At 74.2% G+C, this 22,895-nt stretch carries 20 protein-coding genes, 1 tRNA gene and 1 pseudogene; 9 read left to right on the top strand and 13 right to left on the bottom strand.

What is annotated here, in order from left to right:
• Positions 1-1,790: helix-hairpin-helix domain-containing protein (locus tag PV342_RS35765; RefSeq protein ID WP_500320323.1), on the top strand; the 1,790-nt coding region annotated here is incomplete at its 5' end.
• A gap of 60 nt (positions 1,791-1,850) precedes the next feature.
• Here the strand turns inward: PV342_RS35765 and PV342_RS35760 are convergent.
• A complete protein-coding gene (locus tag PV342_RS35760; protein WP_386995235.1) occupies positions 1,851-2,465 on the bottom strand; it encodes a hypothetical protein in 615 nt (204 codons plus the stop codon).
• A 47-nt stretch (positions 2,466-2,512) separates the two neighbouring features.
• Here PV342_RS35760 and PV342_RS35755 point away from each other — a divergent pair, with 47 nt between their 5' ends.
• Entirely contained in the window at positions 2,513-2,701 is a 189-nt protein-coding gene (locus PV342_RS35755) for a DUF5703 family protein (RefSeq protein WP_026250995.1), read from the top strand.
• A 70-nt stretch (positions 2,702-2,771) separates the two neighbouring features.
• Here PV342_RS35755 and PV342_RS35750 read toward each other — a convergent pair whose 3' ends face one another.
• The 3 genes from PV342_RS35750 to PV342_RS35740 form a co-directional block, all read right to left on the bottom strand.
• On the bottom strand, positions 2,772-3,683 hold the full coding sequence (locus tag PV342_RS35750) for a chaplin (protein WP_500320321.1): 912 nt from the start codon (positions 3,681-3,683) through the stop codon (positions 2,772-2,774).
• Positions 3,684-3,873: 190 nt separating this feature from the next.
• Positions 3,874-4,107 carry a chaplin gene (locus PV342_RS35745; protein ID WP_018559022.1) on the bottom strand — a complete coding sequence of 78 codons (234 nt, stop codon included), beginning with the start codon at positions 4,105-4,107 and terminating at the stop codon, positions 3,874-3,876.
• Positions 4,108-4,248: 141 nt separating this feature from the next.
• Positions 4,249-5,577 carry a M20/M25/M40 family metallo-hydrolase gene (locus tag PV342_RS35740; protein WP_386995241.1) on the bottom strand — a complete coding sequence of 443 codons (1,329 nt, stop codon included), beginning with the start codon at positions 5,575-5,577 and terminating at the stop codon, positions 4,249-4,251.
• Positions 5,578-5,750: 173 nt separating this feature from the next.
• Here PV342_RS35740 and PV342_RS35735 point away from each other — a divergent pair.
• Positions 5,751-5,838 (top strand) — tRNA-Leu (locus PV342_RS35735).
• A gap of 109 nt (positions 5,839-5,947) precedes the next feature.
• On the opposite strand, the gene PV342_RS35730 is transcribed toward PV342_RS35735, so the two are convergent.
• Positions 5,948-6,262 (bottom strand): SHOCT domain-containing protein, encoded by a 315-nt coding sequence (locus PV342_RS35730; protein ID WP_400807392.1) that lies wholly within the window; start codon positions 6,260-6,262, stop codon positions 5,948-5,950.
• A 235-nt stretch (positions 6,263-6,497) separates the two neighbouring features.
• On the opposite strand from PV342_RS35730, the gene PV342_RS35725 reads away from it, so the two are divergent.
• A complete protein-coding gene (locus PV342_RS35725; protein WP_361009083.1) occupies positions 6,498-6,851 on the top strand; it encodes a hypothetical protein in 354 nt (117 codons plus the stop codon).
• A gap of 7 nt (positions 6,852-6,858) precedes the next feature.
• On the opposite strand, the gene PV342_RS35720 is transcribed toward PV342_RS35725, so the two are convergent.
• Both PV342_RS35720 and PV342_RS35715 read right to left on the bottom strand, forming a co-directional pair.
• The gene (locus PV342_RS35720; protein WP_037731620.1) at positions 6,859-7,284 is read right to left on the bottom strand and encodes a DUF6325 family protein; all 426 of its coding nucleotides are present in this window, start codon (positions 7,282-7,284) and stop codon (positions 6,859-6,861) included.
• A 145-nt stretch (positions 7,285-7,429) separates the two neighbouring features.
• On the bottom strand, positions 7,430-8,074 hold the full coding sequence (locus PV342_RS35715; protein ID WP_400807395.1) for a GAP family protein: 645 nt from the start codon (positions 8,072-8,074) through the stop codon (positions 7,430-7,432).
• 201 nt (positions 8,075-8,275) lie between these two features.
• Here PV342_RS35715 and PV342_RS35710 point away from each other — a divergent pair, with 201 nt between their 5' ends.
• Positions 8,276-9,676, top strand: coding sequence for a DUF2252 domain-containing protein (locus PV342_RS35710; RefSeq protein WP_500320318.1), 1,401 nt, complete (start codon positions 8,276-8,278; stop codon positions 9,674-9,676).
• 46 nt (positions 9,677-9,722) lie between these two features.
• Here PV342_RS35710 and PV342_RS35705 read toward each other — a convergent pair whose 3' ends face one another.
• The gene (locus PV342_RS35705) at positions 9,723-11,045 is read right to left on the bottom strand and encodes a chloride channel protein (protein WP_500320330.1); all 1,323 of its coding nucleotides are present in this window, start codon (positions 11,043-11,045) and stop codon (positions 9,723-9,725) included.
• Between the two features lie 196 nt (positions 11,046-11,241).
• Here PV342_RS35705 and fahA point away from each other — a divergent pair, with 196 nt between their 5' ends.
• The 3 genes from fahA (at position 11,242) to PV342_RS35690 (ending at position 15,525) form a co-directional block, all read left to right on the top strand.
• Positions 11,242-12,501: a fumarylacetoacetase gene (gene fahA, locus PV342_RS35700; protein ID WP_500320316.1), complete on the top strand. Its 1,260-nt coding sequence runs from the start codon at positions 11,242-11,244 to the stop codon at positions 12,499-12,501.
• A gap of 137 nt (positions 12,502-12,638) precedes the next feature.
• A complete protein-coding gene (locus PV342_RS35695; protein ID WP_500320314.1) occupies positions 12,639-14,057 on the top strand; it encodes an MFS transporter in 1,419 nt (472 codons plus the stop codon).
• Complete coding sequence (locus PV342_RS35690; RefSeq protein ID WP_500320312.1) at positions 14,047-15,525, top strand: pyridoxal phosphate-dependent decarboxylase family protein; 1,479 nt, start codon at positions 14,047-14,049, stop codon at positions 15,523-15,525. The genes PV342_RS35695 and PV342_RS35690 overlap by 11 nt, the downstream gene beginning before the upstream one ends.
• A 200-nt stretch (positions 15,526-15,725) precedes the next feature.
• On the opposite strand, the gene PV342_RS35685 is transcribed toward PV342_RS35690, so the two are convergent.
• The 4 genes from PV342_RS35685 to PV342_RS35670 form a co-directional block, all read right to left on the bottom strand.
• Positions 15,726-16,694 (bottom strand): pirin family protein, encoded by a 969-nt coding sequence (locus PV342_RS35685; protein ID WP_500320311.1) that lies wholly within the window; start codon positions 16,692-16,694, stop codon positions 15,726-15,728.
• A gap of 7 nt (positions 16,695-16,701) precedes the next feature.
• Positions 16,702-18,459, bottom strand: a complete 1,758-nt coding sequence (locus PV342_RS35680) for an acyclic terpene utilization AtuA family protein (protein ID WP_400807407.1) — start codon at positions 18,457-18,459, stop codon at positions 16,702-16,704.
• Positions 18,460-18,520: 61 nt separating this feature from the next.
• Positions 18,521-19,882: an NAD(P)/FAD-dependent oxidoreductase gene (locus PV342_RS35675; protein ID WP_500320310.1), complete on the bottom strand. Its 1,362-nt coding sequence runs from the start codon at positions 19,880-19,882 to the stop codon at positions 18,521-18,523.
• 193 nt (positions 19,883-20,075) lie between these two features.
• Entirely contained in the window at positions 20,076-21,452 is a 1,377-nt protein-coding gene (locus PV342_RS35670) for a cytochrome P450 (RefSeq protein WP_500320308.1), read from the bottom strand.
• 134 nt (positions 21,453-21,586) lie between these two features.
• Here PV342_RS35670 and PV342_RS35665 point away from each other — a divergent pair, with 134 nt between their 5' ends.
• Positions 21,587-22,123 (top strand): NUDIX hydrolase, encoded by a 537-nt coding sequence (locus PV342_RS35665; protein WP_500320306.1) that lies wholly within the window; start codon positions 21,587-21,589, stop codon positions 22,121-22,123.
• On the opposite strand, the pseudogene PV342_RS35660 reads toward PV342_RS35665, so the two are convergent.
• Positions 22,071-22,844, bottom strand: a pseudogene (locus PV342_RS35660) (DUF817 domain-containing protein); the annotation flags it as partial. The gene PV342_RS35665 and the pseudogene PV342_RS35660 sit on opposite strands and share 53 nt — an antisense overlap.
• Positions 22,845-22,895: the final 51 nt, after the last annotated feature.

Below are 22,895 nucleotides of genomic sequence, written 5' to 3'. Positions count from 1 at the left end.
CCCCCTCCCCCGCCCCGGCGCCAGCCCCCGTGGCGCGGCCGGCGCTGCCCGCGCAGCTCAGCGGGGACGCCGTGGCGGCCGCGCGGACGGTGCTCGCGGCGGGCGGGGCTCCGGAGAGCCTGGCCGAGGCCGCCGTGACGGCGCTGGGCGAGCGGGCCGGGGAGGCGCTGCGCGAGGATCCGTGGCAGATCCTGGCACTGGCAGGAATCCGGGTGGACCAGGCCGACGGCTTCGCCAAGACGCTGCTCGGCGGCGAGGGCGGCCCCGGCGACGAGCGGCGTGTGCGCGCGCTGGTCGTCTGGCTGCTGGAGCGGGCCGCCGAGCGGGGCCACACCGCGCTCGAGTGGGGCACGCTCGGCGCGGCGCTCGGGCAGAACGGGGTCGGCAACGCCGAGGAGACCCTGAAGGCCGCCGTCGCGGACGGCCTGGTGCTGGTCTTCCATGTGCCGGACGAGAGCGCCGGCGCCCGTGCGGCGGCCGGCGACGAGGACGAGGACGAGGAGGCCCCGGTGCGGCTGCTCCTCGGCCTCGACCGCTACGCGCTGGCCGAGGAGAGCCTCGCGGACGGTCTGAGCAGGCTCGTCAACACCTTCGAGGCGGACGGCTCGCAGGACTGGGAGGGCGCGGCCGGCGCGGCCCCGTCCCCCTCCGCCGCGGCCCTGGTCAGCGCGGCCGCCGGGAGCGGGCTGGTCGCCCACACCGGCGCGGAGGCGGCCCGGGAGGAGCCGGCGGCGCTGGTGGCGGCCGCCCGCTCCCTGGGACTGCGGGCCTGGGCCGTGGCGGCCACCGAGGACGGCAGGCGGCGGCTGGCCGGCGCCGTGGACGCGGAGGCGACCGCCACCCTCGCCGGGCTCCTCTCGGGCCACGAGGGCCCGGGGCGGGACGAGGACGGCGCCCTGGCGCTGGATCTGCTGGCGGTGCTGGACGCGCCCCAGCTCGACGTGGAGACGGCCGCGACCCTGGTCGAGTCCGTGCCCGACGGGGCGCGCCTGGTGCTCTCCGGCGACCCTGCGGTGCTGTGGTCCCCCGGGCCCGGCCGGGTCTTCGCCGATCTGCTGGCGGCGAAGGTGTGCCCGCAGGTCGCCTCGCGCACGCCCGACCCCGGCCCGGTGGGCGAGCTGGTCTCCGGGATCGGCTTCGGCGAGCTGGCCGAGGTCGACGCCCCCGGGAAGGAGGTCGTGATCGTCCCGGTGCGGGACGCCGGCGAGGCCGTGCACCGTACGGTCCAGCTCGTCGCGGACTCCGTGCCCCGGGTCATCGGTGTGCCCCCGGAGGACACCCAGGTGATCACCCCGGGCCATGGCGGCGCCGCCGGCACCCGGGCGCTCAACGCCGCCCTCAAGGAGCGTCTCAACCCCGGGCCCGGCCGCTTCGGCGGCTTCGACCCGGGTGACCGCATCGTGCATGCCCCGGCCGCCGGGACGGCCGTGCCGGGCACCGTCGTCTCCGCCGACGCGCAGGGGCTGCGGCTGGACTGCGGGGGCACGCCCGTGGTGGTCGCGCCCGACGCCGTGCCCGCCGAGGTGCGGCACGGCTGGGCCGTCACGGCGCACCAGGCGGCGGGCCGCCGCTGGCCGGCCGCGGTCGTGGTCCTGCCGGGGGACGCCGCCCAGGCCCTGACCCGGGCCTGGGTCTACACCGCGTTCAGCCGCGGGGAGCGCCATCTGTCCGTGGTGCAGGGCGTCGAGCAGGCGCTGCCCCGCGTCGTGGCGGAGGTCCCCGCCCGGGACCGGACCACCCGCCTGCGTGACATCCTGCGCGAGCAGGCGGCCGCAGCCGCGGCGGAGTGATCCACGGCGCGGACCCGGGGCCGCTCCCCCGGCCCGCGGCGAAGCCGCGCCGGCTCCGGATCAGGCCAGGCGGTCCAGCGCGTCCGCGTCGGCCTCTTCGTCGTAGACCGCACTGACGTCGAAGCGGCAGAGCAGATGCCGCGGGTCCGCCTGGTCGAAGGGCGCGGAGAGCCACTCGCCCGGCTCGGCGGGCCCCGCCGCGGTGACCCAGAGTGTGGAGTCGCCCTCCTCCAGACCGAACTCCTTGTGGCGCTCGGCGATCTCGTCGGGCTCGTACTCCCCGAAGAGGGCACCGACCGCCGCGCCGACGTCGCCGCCCTCGGCCGCGGCGGAGTCGGAGACCCGTTCCGCCTGGCGGACCAGCCGCTGCGGGTCGGCGACCGTGTAGTCGCGGCGGATCAGGACGCTGATCGCGCCTGGCTCCTCCGGCCCGGAGTACTCGGGGAGGGTGTCCCCGAGCGGCACCTCGAAGGGCGTGACCTCGTCATAGGTGTCGTAGAGCAGCTCGTCGTAGGCCTCGGCAGCCGAGGCGAGAGCTTCGAAGGCCCCGTAGACCGCCGGATCGTCCTCCCCGGTGCGGTTCTCGATGGCGTCCAGGTGGCGGTCCAGCGCGGCTTTCACCGCCTCGACGGCGGCTCGTACCTCGGCAACGGTGGGCTGCGCGGCATCAGACATGCAGAAGACGCTATCCGTACCGAGGCGTTCCCCGCACAATAGATGCGATGCCTGAATACGAATTCAGAGATGTGTACGTGCCTCGGGGGGTCTCCCGCAAGGAGGCCCAGCGCCTGCTGACCGACCATGCCGAGTACGGTCACTGGGAGCTCGACCGGCTCCGCCTCTACCCGGACGGCAGCCGCCGGGTACGGCTGCGCCGACGAATCATCCGGCAGATACGGGCCACCTGGTGAGATCGCCCTGTACGCGGAACGGGGCCCCGCGAAACGCGGGGCCCCGCTCGAAGGGGTGAGACCGTGACGCTCAGTTCTTGACCGCGCGGGCGCGGCGGAAGAGCACCGCACCGCCCAGCAGGAGACCGGCGCTGGTCAGCAGACCCGTGGCGATGTCGCCGGCACCCGTGCGGGCCAGGGACGGACCGCCGCCGTGGCCCATCGACTGCGGCTGGTTGCCGCCGCCACCGCCGCCACCGCCGTTACCGCCACCGCCACCGCCACCGCCACCGTGCTCCTTGCCCGGCTTGTGGCGGTTGCCGTGGTGCTCGGGCTTGTGGTGGTGGCCCTTGCCGCCCTTGTGGTGGTGGTAGCCACCGGTGTTGGCGCAGGTGTTGCCCACGGCCGGGTTCAGGATCCCGATGACGTCGATGGTGTTGCCGCAGACGTTGACCGGGATGTTGATCGGCGCCTGGATCACGTTGCCGGACAGCACGCCCGGGGAGCCGACGGCCGCGGCACGCGCCGAGGCGCCGCCACCGCGGTGACCGTAACCGTCGTCGCCGCGGCCCTGGCCGTAGCCCTTGCCGCCGCCGTAGCCCTTGCTGCCGCCCTGGCCGTAGCCCTTGCCGCCGCCGTAGCCACCCTTGCCGCCGTCCTTGCCGCGGTAGCCGCCGCCGGACTTGCCGCCGTAGCCGCCGCTCTCCTTCTTCCCGTAGCCCTTGCCCTGGCCGTAGCCGTGGCCCTTGCCCTGGTCGATGGAGCCGTTGACGCAGGTGTTGCCCGCCGCCGAGTTGAGGAGCCCGACGACGTTGACGGTGTTACCGCAGGCGTTGATCGGAATGTTCACCGGCGCCTGGATGGTGTTGCCGGACAGAACGCCCGGTGAACCGGCGGCGACCCCGGACGCGTGGGAGTCCGCGTAGGCCATGCCGCCGGTGACGGCGAGCACGCCGCCTGTCGCGACTGCCGTGAGCAGCCCCTTTTTCGCGACTTGTCGCATTGAATGTCCCTGCCTCTTGCTTTTTCCGATACGGAAACCGGCGGACTGTCGCCCGCCGGGGGAATGAATGACCCCCCGGGGCCGGATGACCGGTGTCCCACCCCTAGCCGGTGCGGCGGCCCCGGAACGCGAAGACGGCGCATCCGGGGCCGCCGGGATCAGGCCTGCAGCAGTGCGGCCCGCCGCGGCGTCAGTTGTTGAAGCAGGCGTTGCCCAGGGCCGGGTTCAGCAGCCCCACGATGTTGATCGTGTTGCCGCACAGGTTGACCGGGATGTTGACGGGCACCTGGATCACATTGCCGGAGAGGACCCCCGGGGAACCGACAGCGGCGGCCTGAGCGCCGGAGTCGGCGACGGCCACGCCGGCACCCGCAGCCACGAGCCCTCCGGTGACAGCGGCAGCAGCGACGACCTTCTTGATCATTTTTCCTCCTTGTTGGCAAAACGGCCCCAACCTCGGACCGCACACGAACCAACGACCAGGGAGGAGGCGCGCTACTGCCGCCGGGATTCATTCACTCTTTTCGGCTAAGCGGCAAGAAATGTCGATGATGCGAGCGTCGTTTCAGCAGTTCGCGAGAAAACGGTCGAGTACGCGCACGCCGAACTTCAGTCCGTCGACCGGTACGCGCTCGTCCACGCCGTGGAACATCCCCGCGAAATCGAGTTCCGGGGGAAGTTGCAGCGGAGCGAATCCGAAGCAGCGGATCCCCAGGTCGTCGAAGGACTTGGCGTCGGTCCCGCCGGACAGGCAGTACGGCACGGCCCGGGCGATCGGGTCCTCGGCCTTCAGCGCCGCCTGCATGGCCTCGACCAGTGCGCCGTCGAAGCTCGTCTCCAGCGCCTTGTCGGAGTGCACGTCCTCGCGCTTGACCCGGGGGCCGAGGATCCGGTCGATGTCGGCCAGGAACTCCTCCTCGTGCCCGGGCAGGAAGCGCCCGTCGACGTGCGCGGTGGCCTGGCCGGGAATGACGTTCACCTTGTAACCGGCGCCCAGCATCGTGGGGGCGGCGGTGTTGCGCAGCGTGGCCCCGATGATCTTCGCGATGCCGCCCAGCTTGGCCAGCGTCACCTCCATGTCCTCCGGGTCGAGCTCGGTACCGAGGGCGTCGCCCAGCTCGTCCAGGAAGCCGCGGACGGACTTGGTCACCCGGACCGGGAACTCGTGCCGGCCGAGCCTGCCGACCGCCTCGCAGAGCTCTGTGATGGCGTTGTCGGTGTTGGTCATGGAGCCGTGGCCGGCGGTGCCGTCCACGGTCAGCCGCATCCAGTGCATGCCCTTCTGGGCGGTCTCGATCAGGTACAGGCGGACGTCCTCGTTGACGGTGAAGGAGAAACCGCCGACCTCGCCGATGGCCTCCGTCACCCCCTCGAAGAGCCCGGGGTGCCGGTCGACCAGATGCCGCGCCCCGTAGACGCCGCCCGCCTCCTCGTCGGCGAGGAAGGCCAGCACGATGTCGCGGGGCGGACGGCGGCCGCTGCGCAGCATGTCGCGCACGACGGCCAGGGTCATGGCGTCCATGTCCTTCATGTCGACCGCACCGCGCCCCCACACGCACCCGTCGGCGATCTCGCCGGAGAAGGGGTGGTGGGTCCAGTCGTCCGCGTTCGCGGGGACGACGTCGGTGTGGCCGTGGATCAGCAGGGCCGGACGGGAGGGGTCCTCGCCGGCGATGCGCGCGACGGTGGAGGCCCGCCCCTTGTGCGACTCGAAGATCTGCGGCTCCAGGCCGACCTCGGCGAGCTTCTCCGCCACGTACTCGGCGGCGGCCCGCTCACCCGGCCCTGAGTGGTCGCCGTAGTTGCTGGTGTCGATCCGGATGAGGTCCCGGCAGAGGTCGACGACCTCGTCCTCTCCGGTGGTCGTACGGGCGGCCGAGCTCGACTCACTCACGCTGTCTCCTTCGTTCGTCGGTCCCGGCCATCCTCCCCCGCGTGCTCCGCGGCCCGCGAGGGCCCCGGGGCGGCCGTCACGTTTCCGCCTCGGGAAGCGTGTGATCGGGGACCTCCGGATGTTTGCTATTGTTTTCCACGTCGCCGGGCCGAGTGCCGGGCGGCGAACACCTTGTCCGGGTGGCGGAATGGCAGACGCGCTAGCTTGAGGTGCTAGTGCCCTTTATCGGGCGTGGGGGTTCAAGTCCCCCCTCGGACACCATGCAGACGCCTGTGGGCGGCACGACCGGGAGACCGGCGGTGCCGCCCACAGGCGTCTGTGGCGTCTTCGGGTCCTCCGCCGGGCTTCGGCTTCCGCGGGACCGGGGCCGTCAGGCGCCGAGGATGGCGCGTTTCTGCGTCTGGAACTCCTCCTCGGTGAGGATTCCCTGCTCCTTCAGCTCGCCGAGCTGCTTGAGCTGCTCCAGCTTGCCCGCCATGTCGGCCGTGGGGGCGGGCGGCGGCGGCGCGGCGGCGGGCGGCGCGGCGGCGGGCGGCGGCGCGGGCGCGGGCTCCTGGACCGGGGCCTGTCCGTAGTCCTGCTGGGCCCACCGGCCCTGCTGCCGTCGCGCCACACGTTGTGAGACCGCGGTGGCCGTGCCCGCGACGACGGCCGTGCGTACCGCTCCACGCAGTAGACCGGGCATGATGCCGTCCCCTTCCGGTGGCTCCTGGGCCTCCATTCGACCACCGCGCCGGGCGTGCCGCACGCCGTGCCGGGGCCGGCACGTGGCTCCGCCGGACCGGGCATCGGGAGGACCGTCGCGAGCGGGAGGGGGTGACGGGCGATTGCGCCGACTGGTCGCGCCCGGCATGACAGGGCCGGCGCTTCGGGGCAGCGTTGCCTTCGCACCGCTCTCCGCACAGACGAGGACGCTCACCATGGCAGATCTCCGGCGGCACGGCATCCGCGCCGGCGCCCTGTTCCTTCTGCTCGGCGCCGCGGGCTGCTCCGGCCTGACCCCCAAAGCGGTGGGCTCGCTGGTGTACACCACCCCCGACAACAAGGTGGTGCAGCTCGACAGTCCGTCGGTGGACGGCTGCCACCAGCTGCCGCCCACGGGTGCCCGGTCCGTCGCCAACAACACGCTCAGCGACGTGATCCTGCACACCGGCCCCGGGTGCACGAACCTGGAGGGCACGGAGAGCTACTACCTGGCGACGAAGACCAGCAACTCCGGCATCCCCGACGCGGAGCCGTGGATGAGCTTCACCGTCGTCGGCGGCAACGCCTGACCGGAGGTCACCGGGGCCCGGGCTCGCCGGCGTCCAGGGAGGCCAGCACGGCCTGCACGGGGATCCTGCCGCTGGCGACGAGCCTGCCCCCGCCTCGTCGAACCGCGACCGCGAGGGGCGCGGCCCACAGGTTCTCGTAGACCAGGACGGCGGCGGAGCTGCCCGGTTCGAGGACGGCGGCGGCGTCCGCGAGGTCGTCCTCGCCGAGCAGGCCCGAGGAGGCGCCCTGGAACACCTCGAGTTCACCGAGACCCTCGGCGGTGAGGTCGGCGATCTCCAGGCCGGCGACGCTCCCGTCCGCGTCCTTGCGGACGAAGGTGAGGTCGAGGATGCGGATGAGCCCGCGGTCCACCAGGTCGAGCAGGAGGGGGAAGGCCTCACCGGTCATGCGGTTGCCGGGGAACTCGATCACCACGTAGTCGATGGGGCCCATCTCGTCGATCGGGTCGCTCACGGCACCGCTCCCTTCCCCCTGCGCGATCCCCCGTGCCATTGGACCACCGGGACGGGTCCGGCGCACCTCGGCACGGGCCCCGCCCGGGAGCTGACGCGCCGCCAGTCGGCGCGCGCCCTCGGGCTCAGGCGGTGAGCTGGTACAGGCTCTTGGAGACCAGCACCAGCCCGATGACCAGGCACAGCCCGATGATCGCCTGGTCCTGGTGGCCGTCGAGCCAGGTGCGCAGGGCCCGCAGCCGGACGCGGGCTGAGTGCGGGGCGACGAGGGTGTAGACCTCCATCGTCAGCAGGCTGGAGCTGGCGATCAGGCAGTAGGCCAGCAGGGCCAGATAGGACTCGAGGTGGGACAGATCGGCCTCGACGACGGTCGCGGCGCCCGCCGCCACCAGGCCCCACGGCTGGAGAAGCACCGCGAGGCCCGCGGACGACCAGGCCGAGACCCGCTCCAGGCGGTTCGCCATGCGGGACGGCCGGTGGGGACGCGCCGCGCGGCGCCTGCGGTGCTCGGCGTAGCCCACCAGCCCGACGCCGACGGCGAGTTTGCCGGCGAGGGCTGCCGCCGACGGAGAGGACTTCGGCTGCGGCGGCTCGCCCCCGGTCAGCAGCAGCACCGCCGCGACGACCGCGACCAGGCAGGCGAGCCAGGCCACGATGAAGGCCAGGCCCTTCCAGACCCCGCCGCGGGTGCTCAGCACCAGCACGAACGCCATCAGCGGGAACGGGAACAAGGTGACGGCCAGCCCGATCAGGACGAGGTCAAGGACCATCGCCGCCCCCACCGGGAGTCGGGGGCACGGGGGAACGGCCGGCCGCGTCCATGCGGTCATGGTCACCGGGGCCGCCGGCGGGCACAACTCCACGGCTCCGGGTCCGACTCGCCGGGCCCATGGGGCGGGCTTACGTTTGAGGTGGCCGGCGCACCCGCTCACCCCCGGCGGGGCCGTGCGGCCCGGAGGACGGTGACCGCGATGACCGTGGACGCCCGGTGGCGATCCCCCGGGGAACGGGCCGCGCACGGCAAGGCGGCCCGCAAGAGGGCGCCGCGTTCCGCGCACGCCGGTTACGAGCCCGCGGCCGACCGGGCCGATCCGGTGGACGTCGTGGCGGAGCAGTCGGAGCGGCGCGTGCCGGAGCTGGTGCCGATCCGCTACGGCCGCATGATCGAGTCGCCGTTCCGCTTCTACCGCGGGGCGGCCGCCGTCATGGCCGGGGACCTGGCGCAGACGCCCCGCTCGGGTCTGCGGGCCCAGTTGTGCGGGGACGCGCACATGCTGAACTTCCGGCTGCTGGCGTCGCCGGAGCGGCGGTTGATGTTCGACATCAACGACTTCGACGAGACCCTGCCGGGCCCCTGGGAGTGGGACGTCAAGCGCCTGGCCGCCAGTCTGGTCATCGCGGGCCGCGCGAACGGCTTCTCGGCGGCCGAGCGCGCCCGGGTGGTGCGGGCCGCCGTCGGCGCCTACCGCCGCCGGATGCGCGGCTTCGCGGGGATGGGCAACCTGCAGGTCTGGTACACGCGTTTCGAGGCGGACCAGTTGCAGCAGCAGTTCGCGCCGATGCTGGGCGGCGAGGACGGGGCACGCTGGGAGCGCGCCCGGGCCCGGGCCCGGGCGCGCGACACGCTGCAGGCCTTCGACAAGCTGACGCGGGTGATCGGCGGCAGACGTCTGATCGCCCCCGATCCGCCGCTGTTGGTGCCGCTGCGCGACCTGCTCGACGGTGACGCCCGCGCCGCGCTGGAGAAGGAGATCGCCCGGCTCGTCGAACGGTACGGCCACACCCTGCAGCCCGACCGCCGCATCCTGCTGGAGCAGTACCGGCTCGCCGACTGCGCGCGCAAGGTCGTCGGGGTCGGCAGTGTGGGGACCCGCTGCTGGATCCTGCTCCTGCTCGGCAAGGACGACGAGGATCCGCTGTTCCTGCAGGCGAAGGAGGCCGAGGAGTCCGTCCTGGCCCCGTACGCGGGGCCGGGCCCGCACCGTACGCAGGGCGAGCGGGTGGTCGCCGGTCAGCGCCTGATGCAGGCGACCAGCGACATCTTCCTCGGCTGGGAGCGCCTGTACGGGGTGGACGGACGTCAGCGCGACTTCTACATACGGCAGTTGCGCGACTGGAAGGGCATCGTGGTGGCCGAGAACCTGAGCCCCGGCACGATGACGCTCTTCGGTGAGGTGTGCGGCGCCACGCTGGCCAGGGCGCACGCGCGGTCCGGGGACCGGATCGCGATCGCCGCCTATCTGGGGGGTTCGGACGTCTTCGACCGGGCGGTCGCCGGGTTCGCCGAGGCGTACGCGGACCAGAACGAGCGGGACCACCGTGCGCTCGTGGAGGCCGTCCGCGGCGGACGCCTCCGGGCGGAGAGCGCCTGACGCCCTCCCTGAGACCCATGAGACGCGGTCGCGCCTGCGGCGCCCGTCACGGCCGTGACGACGCGGGACGAGGTGCCCGCCCGGCCGGCGGACGTCCGCCGCCGAGCGGCGGCAGGGGTGGGATGTCCGGGCCCTGCGGCAGCAGTTCGGCCGCCACGAAGGCGACGACCACCGCGAGCACCACGACCGGCACCGACTCGATGTTGCCGAGCAGGAGCACCACGAGCACCACGCTGCTCACGGGCAGGCGCATCGCGGCGGCGGTGGCCGCCGCCATGCCCGCCGCCATCGCCGGCACGACCCCGAAGCCGGGCAGCGGGGCGGCCAGGAGCCCGGCGGCGCCGCCGAGCAAGAGCGAGGGGAAGATCGGGCCGCCGCGCAGGCCGCCCAGGCACAGCGCATAGCCGGCGCCTTTGCAGAGCAGCACCCCGACCAGGGCCCCGGCGGGCCACAGGTGCGGGTGGGCGGCCATCTGCGCCAGTGCCGTCTGCCCGGAGGAGGCGACCTCCTCCGGGCCGCGGCCGGTTGCCAGCGCGTACACGGCGGCGCAGGCTCCGGCGGCGAGCGCGCAGAGCACGGTGTGCGGCAGCGGCCTGCGGGAGACGAACACCGCCGCGGCCTTGCCGCAGGTGACGGTCAGGTGCACGCCCAGTCCGACCACGAGGGCCAGCAGAACGCCCCACACCACGTCGCCCGCGTCGAGCGTGGGCGGGCGGGGCAGGCCGATGTCGAGGTGGGACGTCTTCAGTCCCGTCCAGCGGCCGAAGCCGGTGAACACGATGTCGCCCACGCCGCTGGCGAGCAGGGCCGGCAGCATCACGGCGAACAGCTGCGGCCCGCCGACACCGGCCACCTCCATGAGGAGCACCGCGGCCACCACGGGGTTGCCGAAGATCGTGGCGATCGCCGCCGCGGAACCGGCCGCGCCCACCAGGGCGTTGCTCTGCGGGGTCGCCGGCGTGCGGACCAGGTCGCGGAAGAGCAGAGCCAGTCCGCCGCCGAAGGCGATGAGCGGGGCCTCGGGGCCGAGTACCGCGCCCAGGGGCAGCGCCGCCAGGGCGGCGATGACCACGCCGGGCAGGGCGGCGGGGGTGAGCCCCACGGTGTGCAGACCGCCCGCCGGGACGTGGCCGCCGCGGCCGGGAAGGCGGGTGACGACCAGGCCCACGATCGCACCGGCGAGGGTGAGCAGCGGCAGCGGCCACCACCACGGAGGCGCCTGCAGGCCGAACTGCCCCGGCAGCACCTGCCACAGCAGCCGCTCCAGTTCGTGCAGCGCGACGAGGAACCAGAAGGCCAGGAAAGACACCGGGATCCCGATCACCGCGGAGAACACGAGCGACCTGCGGTACGCCGGACGGCGCAGCAGTTCGCGCAGCTCGTCGGCTTCCTGGGGCTGGCTCCCGGGGTGGCTGATCGCCGGCCTCCTCGCTCGCGAATGGGGCGGAACGGGTGATGTCCGGCGAGACTACCGACGCGGGGCCGCACGGCGGCGCAGGCCACGCTGGACGTTAGGGTGAGCCGACCGCGCGAGGAAGCGCGGCCCCGACGTATCTGGAGGTGCCATGGCCGCCCCCACCTGGGTCGCCGTGCCGGACGACTCCCCCTTCGGCGTCCACAATCTGCCGTACGGGGTGTTCACCACCGCGGACCGTCCGCAGGAACGCCGGATCGGCGTCGCCATCGGAGACCACGTGCTCGACGTGGGCGCCGCCGCCCGCTCCGCCGGAGCGGGAACAGCCGGGCCCGAGGCAGGGCTTCTGACGGCGCCGACGCTCAACCCGCTGCTGGCGGCGGGGCGTTCGGCCTGGACGGCGGTGCGGTCGCTGATCACCGCGTGGCTGACCGACGAGGCCCACCGGGCGGCCGTCGAGCCGCACCTGCTGCCGCGCGACTCCGTCACGCTCCACCTCGCCTTCGACGTCGCCGACTACGTCGACTTCTACGCCTCGGAGCACCACGCCACCAACGTCGGCCGGATCTTCCGCCCGGACGGGGAGCCGCTGCCCCCCAACTGGAAGCACCTGCCCATCGGTTACCACGGCCGCAGCGGCACGGTCGTCGTGTCGGGGACGCCGGTGGTCCGCCCCAACGGGCAGCGCAGGGGCGCCGGCCTGTCCGCCCCGTCCTTCGGGCCGTGCGAACGGCTGGACTTCGAGGCCGAGATCGGCTTCGTCGTCGGCGGTCCGACGGCGCAGGGCGAGCCGGTGCCGCTGGCGGAGGCCGAGGAGCACGTCTTCGGGGTGTGCCTGCTCAACGACTGGTCCGCCCGCGACATCCAGGCCTGGGAGACGGTGCCGCTCGGCCCGTTCCTCGGGAAGTCCTTCGCGACGTCCGTCTCCCCGTGGATCGTGCCCCTCGACGCTCTGTCGGCTGCGCGCGTCGACCCCCCGCCGCACGACGTGGGGATCCTGCCCTACCTGGACGACCGGGGCGCGGGGACGCCGCCGCGCGGGCTCGACATCGCCGTGGAGGTCCGGCTGCGGGGCGAGGTCGTCTCGCGTCCGCCGTTCTCCACCATGTACTGGACGTACGCCCAGATGGTCACCCACATGACCGTGAACGGTGCCTCGTTGCGGGCGGGCGACCTCTTCGGCTCGGGCACCGTCAGCGGCCCGCGGCGCGAGCAGCGGGGCGCGCTGATCGAGCTGACGTGGAACGGCGAGGAGCCGCTCGTACTGGCGGACGGCACGAAGCGGACGTTCCTGGAGGACGGTGACGAGCTCGTCGTCTCGGCGACCGCCCCGGGGCCGGACGGCACCCGCATCGGCTTCGGCGAGGTCGCGGGCCGGGTGGTGGCGGGACCGGAGCTTTTCGTGAACTGACCTGCTCACAGGTCTGTCCGAGTCCCGGGTCGGCGTGATCTCCTACGCCTGACGGCGCGGCGTCCGGCCACGGCGCGCCGCGCCGTCGCGCAGGTACGCACGCCCGACCCGAGACGACCCGGACCCGCAGGGGGGCCATGTCCGAGACGCTGCCCTCCGCACCCGCCGAGGACGCCGGCCGCGCGTCCGCCCCGCCGCTGCCCCGGCAGGTGCGGATCGGCTACGGCCTGGGGTCGCTGGGCACCGGCACCTTCGGCACGGTGCCGGGGCTGATCCTGCTCTACTACCTCACCAATGTGCTGGCCGTCCCGGCGGCCGTGGCGGGCGCCGCCGTCTTCCTCCCCAAGGCGTGGGACGTGCTGATGAACCCCCTGGTGGGCGCGGCGGCCGACCGCAGCCGGCTGCAGGGCGGTTCGCGACGGCCGTTCCTGCTGGCCGGGGCGCTGACGCTGCCGCCGCTGTTCGCGCTGGTCTTCGCGGCACCGCCGCTGCGCGGGGCCGCGGCCGCCGGTTACGTGGCGGTGCTCTTCCTGCTGGCCGCCACCGCCTACGCGGTCTTCCAGGTGCCGTACGTGACGATGCCCGCGGAGATGACGGAGGACCCGGACGAGCGCGCCCGGGTACTCGGCTGGCGCGTGGGGTTCCTCGGGGTGGCGATCCTGCTGTCGGGGGCGCTGGCACCGGCGGTCGCCCACGAGAACGGCGACACCCCCGCGAGCTACCGGCTGATGGGGGCGGTCGTGGCGGTGCTGCTGCTGGCCGGGATGCTGGGCGCCTGGCGCTTCACCCGGCACGCCCCGTCGGTCGCCCGCAGCGAACCGGAACCCTCGCTGCGGGCGCAGTTGGCGGCGGCCCGCGACAACCGGCCGTTCCTCTTCCTGGTGGGGATGTGGACGCTGCAGGCGCTCGCCGTGGGGATCATGCTGGCCGGGGTGCAGTACTACGCGACGTACACCCTCGGCGCGGCCGGGGCCGTCACCCCGCTGTTCGTCTGCATGATCGGCCCGCTGGTGCTGGTGATGCCGCTGTGGAACCGGCTGGCCCGGGCGCGCGGCGTGAAGTACGCGCAGTGGTGCGCCTCGCTGCTCTTCGTCGTCGCGGCCGCCCTGCTGGCCCTCACCCCGTACGCGGGGCCGGGTCTCGGCTACCCGGCGGTCGCGGCCGTCGGGATCGCCTACGCGGGGCTGCAGTTGCTGCCGCTGACGATGCTCGCCGACACCCTGGCCGCGGACGCGGTCCGCACGGGGCGGCGGCGGGCGGCCACCTTCACGGGGCTGTGGACGGCGGCCGAGACCCTGGCGTTCGCGCTGGGCGCCGGGGCGTTCGCCCTGGTGCTGGCGGTGAGCGGGTTCCGTTCCTCGGACGCCGCGCACCACGCCGACCAGCCGGACTCGGCCCTGACCGGCATCAACGCCGGCATGAGCGTGCTGCCCGCGGTGCTCGCCGCCGCGAGCCTGTGGCTGCTCCACCGCTACCGGGAGGACCCCGCCGGTCCCGTCCCGCAGACCCCCGCCCGTACCGACCCGCCCGAGGACACCGACGACCATGCCCAGTGAGCCCGTTCCCTCTCCCGCCCTCCCGCAGGGCAGCCCCGCCGACGAGGTGCTGGCGCGGCTGGCCGGGCTGCGCGCCCAGGACGCCCCCACCCGCGGCGGCCGCACCTTCGCGTACGTCTACGACTCCGGGCTGTCCGGCGTCGACGAGCTGGCCGCTTCGGCGTACACGGAGTTCGCCACCGTCAACGGGCTGGACATGACGGTCTTCCCCAGCGTCGCGCGGCTGGAGAACGACCTGGTCGCCGCCGCCGTGGCGCTGCTGGGCACCCCCGGCGCCCAGGGCACCTTCACCAGCGGCGGCACCGAGTCGATCCTGCTGGCCGTGAAGACCGCCCGGGACCACGCCCGCGCGGTGCGCGGGGTGACCGCGCCCCAACTGGTCCTGCCCTCCACCGCGCACGCCGCCTTCCACAAGGCCGCCGCCTACCTGGGCCTGGAGACCGTGGTGGTGCCGGTGGACCGGGACACGTTGCGGGCCGACCCGGCGGCGACGGCGGCGGCGATCACCGACCGCACGGCGCTGGTGGTGGCCTCGGCGCCCTCGTACGCCCACGGGGTGGTCGACCCGGTCGCGGAGATCGCCGCCGCGGCGGCCGGCCGCGGTGTGCTGTGCCACGTCGACGCCTGCATCGGCGGCTGGCTCCTGCCCTACCTGCGGCGCGCCGGGCGGGACGTGCCGGACTTCGACCTGTCGGTGCCCGGGGTGACCTCGCTCTCGGTGGACCTGCACAAGTACGGGTACGCGGACAAGGGCGCCTCCGTGGTGCTCTACCGGGACGCCGCGCTCCGCCGCCACCAGTACTTCGCGCACGCGGGCTGGCCGGGCTACCCCGTGGTCAACCCCACGGTGCAGGGCACCAAGTCGGCCGGGCTGCTCGCCCAGGCGTGGGCGGTGCAGCGGCACATCGGCGACGACGGCTACCGGGCGCTCGCCGAGCGCACCGCGGCGGCCGCCGAGCGGCTGCTGCCGGGGCTGCGTGCCGTCGAGGGGGTGCGGGTGCTCGGCGATCCGCAGGCCGGGCTCGTCGCGTTCACGCTGGCCGGCGCCGGCGGCGCGCCGGATCTGAGCCTGCTGCTCCACCTCGCCGACGAGATGCGCGAACGCGGCTGGTACCTGCAGCCGCAGCTGTCCTTCGACGGGCTGCCGCCCAACCTGCACCTGACCCTGACCCCCGCGGCGGCCGGGCTGGTCGACGCGCTCCTCACCGACCTGGACGCGGCGCTGAAGGCGGCGCGCGCCCTGGAGCCGGTGGCGGTGGACCCGGCGATCGCGGAGTTCGCGGCCGGGCTCGACCCGGACACCCTGGGGCCGGAGGAGGTGGAGGCGGTACTGGCCTTCGCCGGTATGGGCGGGGGCACCGCGCTGCCGCGACGGATGGCGCCGGTGCTCGCACTGCTCGACGCGCTGCCCGTCCCGCTCAAGGAGCGGCTGCTCACGGAGTTCGTCGGGGCGGTCTTCCGCGTCTGACGTCGCGCGGCCGGGCCTGCCGGAAGCACCTCGGCCGTGGCCGACCCGGCCACCGCGGAAACCGCCGTCCACGGCGGCGGAGGACGGTGCCCCCGGCCCCGCGCCGCGACCGGCGGCCGCCCGAGGACGCCACGTGGCGCGCACCGCGCAGCGCGTGGGCGGCGGGCAGGGCCGGGGAACTCCGGCTCGGCGCGCAGCGGTCAGCGTTCGCGGCCGCGCGGCTTCAGGGGGGTCGCGGGCATCTCCGGGGCCAGGAGGCGGTCGCCGTCGTAGCCGTGCACGGTGCCGAAGGCACTTCCGGTGTTCCACTCCTCGCGGGCGCGGGCGATCTCCTCGCCGCTGCGGGCGACGAAGTTCCACCACATGACCAGCTTCTCCCCGAACGGCTCGCCGCCCAGCAGCATCAGGCCCGCGTCGGAGTCCGCGCGCAGGGGCAGTCCGGTCCGGCCGCAGCCCAGGTAGAGCATCGATCCGGCCTCCACGGGCACGCCGTCCACCTCGGCCCGGCCCGACATCGACAGCACCGCGTACTCGAAGTCCCGCTCCAGCGGCAGCGTCACGTCGGTGCCCGCGGCGAGGGCGAGGTCGGCGCCGACGATGGGCGTGTGGACGGTGCCGGGCGAGGCCGCGCCGTCCAGCCCGCCGAGGATCACGGTGGCGGTGAGGCCGCCCCCGCCCCGCAGGACCGGCAGGTCGGCGTGGTGCTCGAAGGCGGGCCCGCCGTGGCGTGCGGCCTCCGGGAGGGCGACCCACAGCTGGGCGCCGTGCAGGAGGCGGGCGTGCTCGCGCGGGGACTCCTCCGAGTGGGCGATGCCCCGGCCCGAGGTCATCAGGCCCAGTTCCCGCGGGCGCACGGTCTGCAGGCTGCCGAGGGTGTCGCGGTGCAGCACCTCGCCCTCGTGCAGCCAGCTGACGGTCTGCAGCCCGATGTGCGGGTGCGGGGGGACCTGCATTCCGGGCTGGTCTGCGATGTCGTCGGGACCGTAGTGGTCGACGAAGCACCAGGCGCCGACCATGCGGCGGCCGAGGTTGGGCAGCAGGCGCCGTACGGCGGTGCTCTCGCCGAGCGGCACGAGGCGTCCGGTGAGCAGGTCGCGGACGGGCTTGGCGGACACGTCCTCGCGCCCGCCGCACGTGGCGGGCACGGGATGGACATCGAGGTTGCTCATGGCGCGATCATGCCTCGTGGCGCTGCCCGGGGACGAGCACCGCGGGGATGTCGGTCTCCAGCCCGCGCAGGTACTCGCCGAGCCCCTTGGCCTGCGGGTCGGGGCGGGTGGAGGCGGCGACGCCCTCGCCGAGCAGGCCGTGGACGACGAAGTTGAGGGCCCGCAGGTTGGGCAGCTCATAGCGGCTGACGGGGAGTTTCGCGGCCTCGGGCAGCAGTGCGCGCAGCCGTTCGACGTCGAGCCAGTCGCGCAGCCAGCCGTAGGCGGCGTCGTCGCGGGCCCACAGGCCCACGTTGGCGTCGCCGCCCTTGTCGCCGGATCGGGCGCCGACGAGCAGGCCCAGGGGGGCGCGCACGGTGGGGCCCTCGACCGGACGGGCGGGCGGGGCCGGGGGCTGCGCGGGGACGCGTACCGGCGTGGCGGGCGGGCGCGGCACGGCGACGCGGGTGCCGTCCTGGAGCACGACCTCGGGGTGGACGAGGGCGGCGGGGACGAGGGCCGGCCAGTGCACGCCGTACTCGGTGGGTCTCGGCGAGAAGTGCTCCATGTGCAGCCCGGGGGCGGTGGACAGGCCCGTTCCGACGACGGCGCCGAACAGGGCGCGGCCGACCTTGTCCTTGTCGGCGTCCTTGACGGTGAGGGTGAGCCGGGCTCCGGTGGCGGTGGGCTCGGTGCGCAGGTCGTACGTCCCGAAGCCGGACGGGCCGCCGGTCGCGTCGAGCAGGGACGCCTCGGCGAACCGGGCCTTGGCCTCGATGTCGGGGCCGGTGAGCACGAAGGCGGCCGAATTGCGGTACCCGCCGTGGTGGTTGAGGCACACCTTGAGGGTGTCGGGGGCGGGTTCGCCCCGGGCGCCGCTGACCAGGACGCGGTCCGGGCCCTGCTGTTCCAGGGTCACGGTGTCGAAGCGGGTGACGACGTCGGGATTGAGGTAGGCGGGGCGGTCTATCTCGTACAGCAGTTGGGCGGTGACGGTGTCGACGGTGACCGCTCCCCCGGTGCCCTCGTGCTTGGTGATGACACTGGAGCCGTCGGCCCGCAGCTCGGCGATGGGGAAGCCGGGGCGCACGGGCCTCTCGATCTCGGTGAAGAAGGAGTAGTTGCCGCCGGTGGCCTGGGCTCCGCACTCGATGATGTGCCCGGCGGTGACGGCGCCGGCGAGCCGGTCCCAGTCGTCGGTGGCCCAGTCGAAGGCCCAGGCGGCGGGGCCGACGACGAGGGAGGCGTCGGTGACGCGGCCGCAGATGACGACGTCGGCCCCGGCGCGCAAGGCCTCGGTGATGCCCCAGGCGCCGAGGTAGGCGTTGGCCGTGAGCGGGCGCACGCCCGCGTCGGCGAGCGGGAGTCCGGTGGCCAGATGGGTGAACGGGTGGCCCTCGCGCTGGAGTTCGGGCAGCCGGTCGAGCAGGTCGTCGCCCTCCAGGTGGGCGACGGACGGGTTCAGCCCCGCCAGGGCGGCCAGTTCGCGGAGTCGGGCGGCCAGCCCGGCGGGGTTGAGCCCGCCCGCATTGACGACGATCTTGATGCCGCGGTCCAGGCAGGTGCCCAGGACGTCGCCCATCTGGGCGAGGAAGGAGAGTGCGTAGCCGGCCTCGGGGTCGCGCTGCCGGGCCTTCCAGAGCAGCAGCATCGTCAGCTCGGCGAGGTAGTCGCCGGTCAGTACGTCGATCGGGCCGCCCTCGACCATCTCTCGGGCGGCCGAGAGGCGGTCGCCGTAGAAGCCGGAGCAGTTGGCGATGCGCAGGGTCTCACGTCGCTGGGTCATGTCCCTCGCCGTCAGCGGTGTCGGTGTTCAGATGTGGGTGCGGTGGTGCTCGTGTGCGGGCTCAGGCGACCGTCGCGCGCAGCGACTCGACGTGGCGGCGGATCTCCTCGGGTGTGAGGTAGATGTCGGTGACCTCGAAGTCCTTCAGGGCGGCGGGCCTGCGGGCCTGGAACCCGGTGCGGACGAAGTCGTCCCCGGCGACGGCGTTGAGGAACCAGCCGGCGGCGGCCCGGAAGCGGGCGGGGAAGGTGCGCAGCGCGCCCAGGTGGTAGCCGCGGGCGACGACCTGGGCGGGGAGGCCGCTGAGCGGGATACCGAGCGGCTTGGAGACCGCCTCGACCCCGCCGAGGTCCACCACCAGACCGAGGTCCCGGTGCCGGTACGGCTGAAGGGGGCGACCGCGCAGCGCCGCGACGACGTTCTCGGCGACGGCCTTGCCCTGCCGCATGGCGTGCTGGGCGGTGGGCGGGCAGACCGCGCCGCCGCCCACATCGAGGTCGGGGACGGCGGCCGAGTCGCCGAGGGCGAAGACCCCGTCGGCGCCGGGGATGCGCATCTCGGGGTCGGTGACGAGCCGGCCCTTGACGGTCTCGGTGCCCAGCGTGGCCACCAGGGGACTGGAGACGACGCCGGCGGTCCAGATGAGCGTGCGACAGGGCAGCTTGCGCCCGTCGGTGAAGGTCACGGTGTCGGGGGTCACCTCCGCGACGGACACGCCGAGCGAGACCTCGACCCCGCGCTCGCTGACGATCTGCATCGCCTTCAGGCCGAGCTTCTCGCCGAGTTCGGGCATCAGGCGGGGCGCGATGTCGATCAGGTGCCACTTGATGAGGGCCGGGTCCAGGCGCGGGTAGCGCTTGGCCGCAGCCGTGGTCAGCCGCTGCAGGACGGCGGCCGTCTCGGTGCCGGCGTAGCCGCCGCCGACGACGACGAACTGCAGCCGCGACTCCCGCTCGGCCTGGTCCGTGGTGGCGGACGCCAGGTCCAGCTGGGCGATGACGTGGTCGCGGATGTACGCCGCCTCGGCCAGGGTCTTCATGCCGCGGCCGTACTCGGTGAGGCCGGGGATGTCGAAGGTGCGGGTCACGCTTCCGGGGGCCAGCACCAGGTAGTCGTACTCCCTGACGAGCTCCTCGTCGGTGATCTTCTTGATGACGACGGCCTTGGCGGCCGGGTCGACGCCGATCGCCCGCCCGGGTATGACCTCGCTGCGGTGCACCATGCGGCGCAGGGGGACGGCTACCGCCTGCGGGGTGAGCACACCGGCGGCGACATGCGGGAGCAGGGGCAGGTAGAGCTGGTGGCTCCAGGGCGTGACCAAGGTGATCTCGGCCTCGTCCTGGGTCAGCCGCCGCTCCAGCCGGTGCACGCACTCCATGCCCGCGAAGCCGCCGCCGACGACCAGGATCCTGGGTCGCTTCATCACTCGCCTCCCGTGGGACCGTTCGGGGCCCGATTCCCTACCCGCGGCGTGTGCGGATACGCCTCCGGCCACGCTCGCACACGCCTCGTCGCGGCGCGAACGGAGCGGGGGCGGCCGCGAGCGGCACGCTACCGGCCCTGGTGTGCGCGGATGAAGGATTCGGCGGGACCGGCCCGGGCGGCCGGGACGGAGGTCAGCCCGCCGGTCGCGCCGGGGCCCGGGGCGTGAGGCGGCAGCGGGCCGGTCCGCGCGCCTGGAGGGTGATGCCGGCGCCGAGCGGAACGTCCTGGTCGACGGCGGTCAGTTCGTGGCCGCGCAGCAGGACGGCGAGGGCGAGCACGGACTCCAGCAGGGAGAGGTGCCTGCCGATGCAGGCGCGGGGGCCGCCGCCGAAGGGCAGCCAGGCGTAGCGGTGGCGGGCGGCCTCCGCCTGCGGGGTGAAGCGGCCGGGGTCGAAGCGGCCGGGCTCCGTCCAGTGGCCGGGGTGGCGGTGGATCACCCAGGGGACGACGATGACGTCGGCGCCGGCCGGGACGAGGTGGCCGCCGATGCGGGTGGCGGCGACCGAGCGGCGACCGATGACGGGCGCGGCCGGGTAGAGGCGCATGGCCTCCTTGAGGACCGCCGTGAGGTGGGGCAGGGCGTCGAGGTCCGCGGCGCCCGGGACGCGTCCGCCGAGGACCCGGTCGATCTCCTCCCTGGCCAGCGACTGCGCCTCGGGGTGACGGGCGAGCAGGTGCAGGGCGAACGCGAGCGAGGTGGCGGTCGTCTCGTGCCCGGCGAGCAGGAAGATCAGCACCTGGTCGCGGATCTCGTCGGGGTCCAGGGGGCGGCCGTCCTCGTCCCGGGCCGAGGCGAGCAGGGAGAGCAGGTCCTGGCCGTCGCCGCCCTCCGCGCGGCGGCGCTCGATGATCCCGTCGCAGACCGCGTACAGCTCGGCGGTGGCGGCCGCCGCCCTCCGGTTGCCGGGGGTCGGCCAGTGGCGGGGTGTCCGCGCCGGGGCGAAGCCGCGCCGCCGGACGTGTTCGTCGACGACCGGCATGCAGCGGCCGACAGCCTCCACGGCCTGTTCCACGGCGCCGCCGAACAGCACGCGGGCGATCGTGCGGAGGGTGAGGCCGTGCATCTCCTCCAGGACGTCGACGGTGCCGTCGGGCGCGGCGTGCCAGGCCGCGGAGAGGGCGGCCGCCTCGGTGGTGACGGCGGTCGCGCAGCCGTCGACCTGGCGCGGGGTGAACAGCGGCTGCAGCAGCCTGCGCTGCCGCTGGTAGTCGGCGTCCTGGCTGGTGAGGAGCCCGTTGCCGAGGGACTGGCGGACCTCCTCGTAGAACGCGTTGTCCTTGCGGAAGCCGGCCGCCTCGGCCGCCAGCACCTGCTGGGCGCCCTCGGGCGAGAACACCGCGTGCACCTCGGCGCGGAGCCCCGGCGGGCCGACCGTGAAGCGGACGAGGTCGCCGTGGTCGCGCCGCGCGCGCTCGTAGGTGCCGAGGGGATCGCGCAGCAGGTCGAGCAGCGACCCGAGCAGCGGTGCGCCCGCCGGGCCCGGCACCTTCGTGTGAACGGTCGTCATGACTCGATTCTGCGCGCGGTGCGCCGGCGGCGGGGTCCGGGCCGGGGAGCTTGGCCGGAACCCGTGCCGGGGCCGATCATGGGTCGCTACGGGCACCGCGGCCCCCACGGGCCCCGGAACGGACGGGAGGGACCATGGAGGAGGCTCCGCGCTCGGCGGACGAGCTGCTGGACATCGTCGACGAACAGGACCGGGTGGTCGGCCGGACGACACGCGGCGAGGCCACCGCGCGCGGCCTGCGTCACCGCTGCGTCTTCATCCTCGCCAGGGACGGCGAGGGGCGGGTGTTCGTGCACCGCCGCACCGCGCAGAAGCTGGTCTTCCCCTCCCTCCACGACATGTTCGTGGGCGGTGTGGTGGGCGCGGGCGAGGCGTACGACGACGCGGCGCTGCGCGAGGCGGAGGAGGAGCTGGGGGTCTCGGGTCTGCCGCGTCCGACGGCGCTGTTCAGCTTTCTCTACGAGGGGACGGGGGCGGCGGCGGGTCACACCTGGTGGGCCCGGGTGTACGAGGTGCGCTGCGACCTGCCGGTCGTACCGCAGGCCGAGGAGGTCGCCTGGCACGACTTCGTGACGGAGGAGGAGCTGGAACGCCTCCTGCCGGAGCGGGAATGGGTGCCCGACGGCCTGGAGGCCTGGGAGCGGCTGCGCGACTGGCGACGACGAAGGTGACGCTGATCAGCAGCGCCCAGGCGCCGAACTTGGCGAGGGAGACCGGCACCCAGCCGTGCTCCTGGTCGGGGTAGCGCCAGGCGCCCACGTAGGTAGCGGCGTTCTCCGCGACCCACAGGAAGAAGCCGATGAGGACGAAGGAGAGCGCCAGCGGCATCCGCAGGCGCGCCCCGTCGACCGTGAAGTGCACCCAGGTGCCGGCGGTGGCCCACAGCAGCAGTACGGCCAGCAGCCACCGCGCGTCGGGCAGCCAGTGGTGGGTGAAGAAGTTGAGGTACACCGCCGCGGCCAGGATCGTCATGGCCCGGCGGCGGTAGCCGGTCAGGCCCAGTTCGAACAGCCGCCAGGCGGCGCACACGTAGCTGCCGACGGCGGCGTAGAGGAAGCCCCCGTACAGCGGGACGCCGCCGAACTTGGTGAGCGCGGGCTCGGGATAGCTCCAGGAGCCCAGGTGCACCTTGACGAGTTCGAAGAGCAGCCCGACGGCGTGGCACACCGCGATGACGGCCACGTCGCGGCCGCGTTCCCAGCCGCAGGCCCAGAACAGCGCGCTCAGCGCCACCCCGTAGCAGAGCAGGAGGTCGTAGCGGGCGACGGGCAGCGGGGGCAGCAGCCGCGAGCCGGCCACGCCTGCCATCAGCGCGACCGCGAAGGCGCAGCAGCGCGCCTCCGTCCAGCCGAAGAGCACGAGTCTGCGGATGCCGGTGACGATCGGTCCCATGGGGAGGGGGACACCATCGGACACCGCCCCGGTTCCGGGCGGCGGGGCGCG

The sequence above is a fragment of the Streptomyces sp. PA03-3a genome (genome assembly GCF_033792735.1).
In the GTDB taxonomy this organism is placed as follows: domain Bacteria; phylum Actinomycetota; class Actinomycetes; order Streptomycetales; family Streptomycetaceae; genus Actinacidiphila.
The sequence above is the reverse complement of the archived record's forward strand: the minus strand, read 5'-3'. Positions and strand labels throughout refer to the sequence as shown.

Coding starts and splice junctions, on each gene's coding strand:
- PV342_RS35760 (WP_386995235.1), bottom strand. CDS start 2,465: ATGTCTGATGCCGCGCAGCCCACCGTTGCCGAGGTACGAGCCGCCGTC.
- PV342_RS35755 (WP_026250995.1), top strand. CDS start 2,513: ATGCCTGAATACGAATTCAGAGATGTGTACGTGCCTCGGGGGGTCTCC.
- PV342_RS35750 (WP_500320321.1), bottom strand. CDS start 3,683: ATGCGACAAGTCGCGAAAAAGGGGCTGCTCACGGCAGTCGCGACAGGC.
- PV342_RS35745 (WP_018559022.1), bottom strand. CDS start 4,107: ATGATCAAGAAGGTCGTCGCTGCTGCCGCTGTCACCGGAGGGCTCGTG.
- PV342_RS35730 (WP_400807392.1), bottom strand. CDS start 6,262: ATGCCCGGTCTACTGCGTGGAGCGGTACGCACGGCCGTCGTCGCGGGC.
- PV342_RS35725 (WP_361009083.1), top strand. CDS start 6,498: ATGGCAGATCTCCGGCGGCACGGCATCCGCGCCGGCGCCCTGTTCCTT.
- PV342_RS35720 (WP_037731620.1), bottom strand. CDS start 7,284: ATGGGCCCCATCGACTACGTGGTGATCGAGTTCCCCGGCAACCGCATG.
- PV342_RS35715 (WP_400807395.1), bottom strand. CDS start 8,074: ATGGTCCTTGACCTCGTCCTGATCGGGCTGGCCGTCACCTTGTTCCCG.
- PV342_RS35710 (WP_500320318.1), top strand. CDS start 8,276: ATGACCGTGGACGCCCGGTGGCGATCCCCCGGGGAACGGGCCGCGCAC.
- fahA (WP_500320316.1), top strand. CDS start 11,242: ATGGCCGCCCCCACCTGGGTCGCCGTGCCGGACGACTCCCCCTTCGGC.
- PV342_RS35695 (WP_500320314.1), top strand. CDS start 12,639: ATGTCCGAGACGCTGCCCTCCGCACCCGCCGAGGACGCCGGCCGCGCG.
- PV342_RS35690 (WP_500320312.1), top strand. CDS start 14,047: ATGCCCAGTGAGCCCGTTCCCTCTCCCGCCCTCCCGCAGGGCAGCCCC.
- PV342_RS35685 (WP_500320311.1), bottom strand. CDS start 16,694: ATGAGCAACCTCGATGTCCATCCCGTGCCCGCCACGTGCGGCGGGCGC.
- PV342_RS35680 (WP_400807407.1), bottom strand. CDS start 18,459: ATGACCCAGCGACGTGAGACCCTGCGCATCGCCAACTGCTCCGGCTTC.
- PV342_RS35675 (WP_500320310.1), bottom strand. CDS start 19,882: ATGAAGCGACCCAGGATCCTGGTCGTCGGCGGCGGCTTCGCGGGCATG.
- PV342_RS35670 (WP_500320308.1), bottom strand. CDS start 21,452: ATGACGACCGTTCACACGAAGGTGCCGGGCCCGGCGGGCGCACCGCTG.
- PV342_RS35665 (WP_500320306.1), top strand. CDS start 21,587: ATGGAGGAGGCTCCGCGCTCGGCGGACGAGCTGCTGGACATCGTCGAC.